The organism is uncultured Gelidibacter sp. (assembly GCF_947500795.1).
In the GTDB taxonomy this organism is placed as follows: Bacteria; Bacteroidota; Bacteroidia; order Flavobacteriales; family Flavobacteriaceae; genus Gelidibacter.
On the sequence record NZ_CANMTE010000004.1, the window covers coordinates 391,376 to 398,215 of the forward strand.

A 6,840-nucleotide genomic window follows, 5' to 3' on the forward strand; every position below is an offset into this window, starting at 1 on the left:
GCAAACCTATGTTCAATAGCGCGTCTGAACGCCCTTATAAATAACTTTTCCCATAGCCATCCAAATCATCTAAAGGACTTTTAACCTGATTTATTTGTTTTTGGGTGACATGCGTATAAATCATGGTGGTTTTAATGTTGTGATGCCCCAATAAATCTTGAATTATTCTAATATCTGTACCTGTTTGCAGCAGATGAGATGCATAGCTATGTCGCAAACCATGTATTCCTATTGATTTATTAATCCGAGCTTTTTGCATGGCATTCCTAAAAACACTTTGCACACTCCCTTTGGAATATTGTCCGCCATACTGACCTTCCAACAAATATTCTTTTGGCTTAAACTCATAATAATACGCCCTTAGCAACGGCACCACGGAAGTTGGCAGTGGGACATACCTGTCTTTTTTCCCTTTTCCTGCCGCGATGAGCACAATTTTATCTTTAGAATTGATGTGCGCTAATTTTAGATTCACCACTTCACTTACCCGCAATCCCATACCATAACACAGTTGCAATGCCAAAAGATGCTTGGCGTTAGTCACCTGACGGAACAGTCTTTTTATTTCTTGTTGTGTGAGTAATTTTGGCAATGTTGACGGTTTTTTAGGACGTGGAATGTCAAAAAACATTTTGTTGTGGTGAAGCACCTGCTCAAAATAAAATTTAATGGCATTGATCTTACCATTAAGTTTTCGCTCCTTCATTTTCTCATTCTTTAGGCAGTAAAGGAAATACGCCTTAAGCCTTTCCGGCGTTAGTTTGTCGACTGGATACTCTCTAATTAAGAGCAGCAAATGTTTTAATTCAGCACAATACACACGGACGGTGTTCTGGCTATAGGCTTTAAGTTGTAATTGGTTTATGAAATCTGACATTGCCTTTTGGTTGACAGGATGGATATCTTGCAACCATTTATTTTCAATGTCTTCTTGGGGCATTTGCAATGCCGTTCTAACAGCGGGAAGATCGGGCATGTACCAGGATTTATAGGTTGGATTCCATCGGGCAGAAGGCAATTTCTTTTTCAAATCGTTTATGAGTGCGTGCTCGTACGGAAACTTGATCCAAATGACTTGTTTATTATGGAGTATTCCTGATTGAAAGTTGCATTTGTCTAAGTTCATAGCACCTTGTTATAAGGTATATCACAACAAAACAACATTAGGATATACATCCTAAAGATATACAAAATAAGCAACACCAAAACCAATTAACCCATTGATTTTCAAGGAACAGCATAAGACTACACTATTTTGACAATTTGTAGAAGATATTTAATATATTTGAGTGTTGTAAGTAATGCCGAAAAACCCAGAAACCAAGTGAATAAAACAATATTTGAAATTACCAAAATGGATTGTCCTTCAGAGGAAAATCTTATCCGAATGAAATTGGACGGAATTTCAAGCATTGCGAATTTGGACTTTGATATTCCGAATCGAAAATTGACCGTTTTTCACAGCGGAGAAATTGACCAAATCGAAAAGTCCGTTATCGAATTGAATTTAGGTGGAAAAAAAATCTCAACGGAACAAACCGACCAAACGGAATTTAAAGAAAACGAAAATCAGAAAAAACTACTTTGGTCTGTACTTGCCATAAATTTTGCTTTTTTCATTATTGAAATGACAACAGGAATTATCTCAAAATCTATGGGACTTGTTGCCGATAGTTTAGATATGCTTGCGGACAGTTTTGTGTACGGAATTAGTTTGTTTGCGGTTGGCGGAACAGTAATAAAGAAAAAACGGATTGCCAAACTTGCTGGATATTTTCAAATAATACTTGCGATTATTGGATTTGTAGAAGTCTTGAGAAGATTTTTCGGAAACGAGAAACTTCCCGATTTTTCAACAATGATTATAGTTTCGATTTTTGCACTTATTGCAAACGGAATTTGTCTTTATATTTTGCAAAAGTCAAAGAGCAAAGAAGAAGCACATATGAAAGCGAGTATGATTTTCACTTCGAATGACGTGATTATCAATTTGGGAGTAATTATTGCAGGAATTTTAGTGCATTATTTGAGTTCTAATAAACCTGATTTGATTATCGGAACAATTGTTTTTGCATTGGTAATTCAAGGAGCATTTCGGATTTTGAAATTAAGTAAGTGAACTAAAAAAGCACTACTTACAACAACGTGTATAATTAATGGCTGGTTCTCGCCTACTTACGAAAATCCTCGCGGATTTTCTATTCGGTTTTTATTTGCTAAATTAGGTGCTTAAACACGCCACTAATCATACACAAAACCGTTGTGGTGCATTTGAGAAAAACCGAAATACTATGAAACTGAACTACATAATATCATTTTTAACGTTGATTTTAATCAATAGTAATTTATTTGGACAAGCGAAAAAATTTGACATAGAAAATGGAGAAATAAAACCTATAGTGCAATCCATAGACGGAATGAAAAGCGACTCGCTTTATATCAAATCTAATGAATGGATTAATTACAATTTTAAAAAAGCAGATGCTGTAATTGGTAGTGCAATTGACAATAAAATGATAAGGTTTACTGGAATTAATCCAAGTTTTGCAAAAAGTTTCGGTTACACTTACGACCTCGAATTTACAGTCAGAATTAAATTTAAAGAAAACCGATATAAACTGACAATCGAAAATTTACGCTCTGGAAATAACGGAACATTTGCGAATTTTAATTTAGAAGATTATTATAAATCAAATGGACAACCAAGAAAAGCGTATAAAGACTTTGTTGTCGGAATTGAAAATACGTTGGACAATCTAAATTTATCAATCTATAATTATTTAACTGGAAAGACAGAAAAAAATGATGATTGGTAAAAAACAAAAAACGCACCACAACACCGTATAAAAATAATTGCGGTTTAGTGCTTAATCAAAGGTCGTTGCGTGTTTGTAACGTCTGATTTTCCTTCGGAAAATCCTCGCATACAAACCCGCAACTATTCTTATACATAAACGTTACCCACAAGCTAAAAAAAGAGCAATACACCAAAAATGTTTCATTTTTCCATAACCATTTCCAGTAAAAGATTTTAAGTTCCTATCAAAACTTAAAAAAGGAATAGACTATTCAATTATTTATCGTAATATTGCAATTAAACAATGAAGGGATATAAAAAATGTATACTGACCAACAAAAAGAAATCGCTCTATTCGCAAAAGTCTTCGGACATCCTGCTCGAGTAGCTATTTTACAACAATTATTTAGAATTGATGCTTGCTATTGCGGAGATTTATCCGAACAAATTGGTCTTGCCCAACCTACTATATCACAACATTTAAAAGAATTAAAAACCTTAGGACTAATTAAAGGGACTGTTGAAGGTGTCAAAGTGTGCTATTGTATTGACAATGAAAACTGGACTAAAATGAAAGTTTTAATGCATCAATTCTTAGATCAAGACATTCCTAAAACAGATTGTTGCTAAATTTTTTAATTAAATCAATCGTTAAATCGCAATAAACAAATAATATAAAGATATGAAGCTATCAGAGATTAAAAATAAATTAAATATACTAGATAAGATTGCTTTCCAGTTACCGAACGGAGAATTAGTACCCAACCACTTTCACGTAACAGAAGTTGGAAAAATCACAAAACATTTTATTGACTGTGGAGGAACTGTGAGAAAGGAAGAAGTTGCAAACTTCCAACTTTGGAATGCAAATGACTATGACCACAGGTTGCATCCAGAAAAACTATTAAGCATTATTGAACTATCCGAACACATTCTAGGCACTGGAGATTTAGATATCGAGGTGGAATATCAAGGTAATACGATTGGGAAATTCGGACTTGACTTTGATGGTAAAAACTTTTTGTTGACCAATAAAAAAACCGATTGTTTGGCAAAAGATAAATGTGGGATTCCTGAAGAAAAACCAAAAACAAAGCTATCTGAACTAAAAAATGAACCTTCTTGCTCGCCAGGCAGTGGCTGTTGCTAAAATAATAATTTAATATTAGGAAAATGTCAATAACAAAACCAACAATGTTTTCAGAAATTGAACAAGTAATTAAGGGATTAAATCCTCAAACAATTTCAGTTGAACGTAAAGCAATTTTACAGTCGCTAACGGATTTTGTTCAGTCTAAAGTTTCAAATCATCGAGAAATTAGAATCAACTTTATCTGTACTCACAATTCACGAAGAAGTCATTTATCACAGGTTTGGGCACAAACTTTAGCGCATTATTTTAATGTCAAGAATGTATTTTGTTATTCAGCTGGTACAGAGAGCACAGCACTTTTTCCAATGGTTGCAGAAACTTTACGAAATTCGGGTTTTCAAATTAAAACTATTTCAAAAAGCGAAAATCCTGTTTACAGCATTAAATATACGTACAACCAGCATCCAATAATCGGATTTTCAAAAAGATTGGATGACGATTTTAACCCGAAATCTGAATTTGTTGCAATTATGACTTGCGATTCAGCAAACGAAGCCTGTCCATTTGTTAGCGGAGCAGAAAAACGGATTCCCATAACTTTTGAAGACCCAAAAGCATTTGACAATACACCACAACAGGCAGAAAAGTATAATGAAAGAAGTCTGCAAATTGCAACAGAACTGTTTTACGTTTTCTCTCAAATAAAAACCTCCTAAATGTTTTCAAAACCTTTTAATTCAAAATAGAACTAATTATGGAATACCAAATTAAAGGATTAGCCATTTCAAATAAAGACGCTGCTATTCAAATAAAGCAAAGCGATATAGTTTTCGGAACAACATCAAAGTCTGCTGAAATTTTACCTAATCCTGCCGAGTTGTTTTTAGGAGCTTTTGCTTCGTGTATGTTGAAAAATGTCGAGCGTTTTTCTTCGATGATGAAGTTCACTTATTTGAAAGCCACAGTAGATGTGTCAGCTATACGAACGGAAAAACCATTGAAAATGGATCATATAGCTTATAAACTAATTATTTACAGTTCTGATGAAAGTTTAAATATTCCATTGCTAAAAAAGAATATTGAAAAATTTGGCACAATATACAATACGGTAAAGTTATCGTGCAATATAGACGGAGCCATTGAACAGGAAAAAGACTTATTAAATAATTAGAAAAAAGAGGTTATGAAAAAAATGAGTTTTCTCAATAATTATTTAACGCTATGGATATTTCTTGCTATGCTCTTGGGCGTAGCAATTGGGTTTTTCTATCCTTCCTTTCCAAGCATTATTGATTCAATGAGTAGAGGCACTACAAACATTCCCATAGCAATAGGATTAATTTTAATGATGTATCCACCTTTGGCTAAAGTGAACTATGCTCTTTTGCCAAAAGTTTTTAGAAACACTAAAATTCTTTCCATCTCACTTTTTCTAAACTGGATAATTGCTCCCGTTTTAATGTTTGTTTTGGCAATTACTTTTTTACGTGATTATCCAGAATATATGGTAGGTGTTATTTTAATCGGATTAGCTCGCTGTATCGCAATGGTTTTAGTTTGGAACGACCTTGCTGAAGGAGATAGCGAATATGGAGCTGGTTTGGTCGCTTTAAATAGTATTTTCCAAGTTTTTGCCTATAGTTTCTATGCTTGGATTTTTATAACGGTTCTTCCACCGTATTTTGGATTTGAAGGAGCTATTGTCGATATCTCAATTGCTACTGTTGCAGAAAGTGTAGCAATCTATTTGGGTCTACCCTTTTTAATGGGAATTTTAAGTAGAGTGATTTTGGTAAGGTTAAAAGGAGAAAAGTGGTATACAGAAAAGTTTATTCCTGCCATTTCACCAATAACGCTAATTGCGTTATTATTTACCATTGTCATTATGTTCTCGCTCAAAGGAGAGTTAATAGTTGAAATTCCAATGGACGTTTTAATTATTGCAGTTCCTTTAATTTTGTATTTTAGTTTAATGTTCATCATCAGTTTTTTCTTTACTAAAGCAATGGGAGCTTCCTATAAGGAAAATGCAGCCGTCTCATTTACAGCGGCAGGAAATAACTTTGAATTAGCGATTGCTGTTGCTATAGCAGTATTTGGACTAAATTCCGGACAGGCTTTTGCGGGTGTAGTTGGACCATTAGTTGAAGTTCCAGTTCTTATCTTTTTGGTTCGAGTTTCATTTTGGTTAAAGAAAAAATATTATGACAAAGTCAGTATTTGATGACGTATTAAAGAAAGAAAGCCAGTGGGTAACATTGTATAAGCGTAATGCGGGATTTATAGCTAAATTGAACATTTCGTCAAGTAATAAAAATTTATATAAAATGAAAGTATCATCTTCGAAAGCCCGCACTACGCTTATACTTGACCGTTGTAAAACATTTGAAAAAACCAATCTACATAGCGTTAATCCTTGGTATTCTGACAAGTTGTTCGGTAAATAAAACTATTTCCGAAATCAAGAATTACGTAAATGTAATAGAAAATCGAACTGACCTCAATGAATCTATAACAGAATATAATACAGAGCATTTAAATGGAGAAGTTGTTGGTGGAACTTCGACCTATGAATTAACTGACGAACAAAATAAACTCTACCGAATAATAACGGAAACAGCTCAACCAAATGATTCATCAGCTAACTTTGAGTTTTATTATAAAGAAAAAGTCTTGGTTTTTGCTAAAGTCTTACAATTTTCAAATAAAAAAGCAGAATTAGATACAATTACAAATACAGAATTATATTTTAATAAAGGGAAACTAATAAAGCAAATTGATTTTAAACCAAAAAAAATAGATTCCGAAAAAATAAAGTTATTAGCCGAATCTTATACTGTTGAAGGACTTGGAACAAAATAAAAAACGCTTTACAACAAAGAACTGAGGCAAAAAACAAGCCTATTCTCCATTAAATTTTGACAAATGTGTTCCTGGCATTGTTGAAGTG

At 33.4% G+C, this 6,840-nt stretch carries 9 protein-coding genes; 8 read left to right on the plus strand and 1 reads right to left on the minus strand.

The window, feature by feature from the left end; translation table 11 throughout:
* Positions 1-34: 34 nt before the first annotated feature.
* Complete coding sequence (locus tag Q0947_RS11940; protein ID WP_299397636.1) at positions 35-1,126, minus strand: tyrosine-type recombinase/integrase; 1,092 nt, start codon at positions 1,124-1,126, stop codon at positions 35-37.
* A 198-nt stretch (positions 1,127-1,324) separates the two neighbouring features.
* Between Q0947_RS11940 and Q0947_RS11945 the strand changes: the two genes are divergently transcribed.
* The 8 genes from Q0947_RS11945 to Q0947_RS11980 all read left to right on the plus strand — a co-directional run bounded on the left by Q0947_RS11945 (position 1,325) and on the right by Q0947_RS11980 (position 6,752).
* On the plus strand, positions 1,325-2,119 hold the full coding sequence (locus Q0947_RS11945; protein WP_167919739.1) for a cation transporter: 795 nt from the start codon (positions 1,325-1,327) through the stop codon (positions 2,117-2,119).
* 172 nt (positions 2,120-2,291) lie between these two features.
* Complete coding sequence (locus Q0947_RS11950; protein WP_299397643.1) at positions 2,292-2,816, plus strand: DUF4468 domain-containing protein; 525 nt, start codon at positions 2,292-2,294, stop codon at positions 2,814-2,816.
* A gap of 302 nt (positions 2,817-3,118) precedes the next feature.
* A complete protein-coding gene (locus Q0947_RS11955; protein WP_299397644.1) occupies positions 3,119-3,427 on the plus strand; it encodes a metalloregulator ArsR/SmtB family transcription factor in 309 nt (102 codons plus the stop codon).
* A gap of 52 nt (positions 3,428-3,479) precedes the next feature.
* Positions 3,480-3,947: a DUF6428 family protein gene (locus tag Q0947_RS11960; RefSeq protein ID WP_299397645.1), complete on the plus strand. Its 468-nt coding sequence runs from the start codon at positions 3,480-3,482 to the stop codon at positions 3,945-3,947.
* 23 nt (positions 3,948-3,970) lie between these two features.
* Positions 3,971-4,606, plus strand: a complete 636-nt coding sequence (locus Q0947_RS11965) for a protein-tyrosine-phosphatase (RefSeq protein WP_271425001.1) — start codon at positions 3,971-3,973, stop codon at positions 4,604-4,606.
* A 38-nt stretch (positions 4,607-4,644) separates the two neighbouring features.
* A complete protein-coding gene (locus Q0947_RS11970; RefSeq protein ID WP_299397646.1) occupies positions 4,645-5,061 on the plus strand; it encodes an OsmC family protein in 417 nt (138 codons plus the stop codon).
* Positions 5,062-5,073: 12 nt separating this feature from the next.
* Entirely contained in the window at positions 5,074-6,114 is a 1,041-nt protein-coding gene (gene arsB, locus Q0947_RS11975) for an ACR3 family arsenite efflux transporter (protein WP_299397647.1), read from the plus strand.
* A gap of 161 nt (positions 6,115-6,275) precedes the next feature.
* Positions 6,276-6,752 (plus strand): hypothetical protein, encoded by a 477-nt coding sequence (locus Q0947_RS11980; protein ID WP_299397648.1) that lies wholly within the window; start codon positions 6,276-6,278, stop codon positions 6,750-6,752.
* The last annotated feature ends 88 nt before the right edge of the window (positions 6,753-6,840 follow it).

Excerpts from the sequence above, each read along its gene's own strand:
- Q0947_RS11965 (WP_271425001.1), top strand. The coding sequence starts at position 3,971 with ATGTCAATAACAAAACCAACAATGTTTTCAGAAATTGAACAAGTAATT.
- Q0947_RS11960 (WP_299397645.1), top strand. The coding sequence starts at position 3,480 with ATGAAGCTATCAGAGATTAAAAATAAATTAAATATACTAGATAAGATT.
- Q0947_RS11970 (WP_299397646.1), top strand. The coding sequence starts at position 4,645 with ATGGAATACCAAATTAAAGGATTAGCCATTTCAAATAAAGACGCTGCT.
- Q0947_RS11940 (WP_299397636.1), bottom strand. The coding sequence starts at position 1,126 with ATGAACTTAGACAAATGCAACTTTCAATCAGGAATACTCCATAATAAA.
- Q0947_RS11955 (WP_299397644.1), top strand. The coding sequence starts at position 3,119 with ATGTATACTGACCAACAAAAAGAAATCGCTCTATTCGCAAAAGTCTTC.
- Q0947_RS11950 (WP_299397643.1), top strand. The coding sequence starts at position 2,292 with ATGAAACTGAACTACATAATATCATTTTTAACGTTGATTTTAATCAAT.
- arsB (WP_299397647.1), top strand. The coding sequence starts at position 5,074 with ATGAAAAAAATGAGTTTTCTCAATAATTATTTAACGCTATGGATATTT.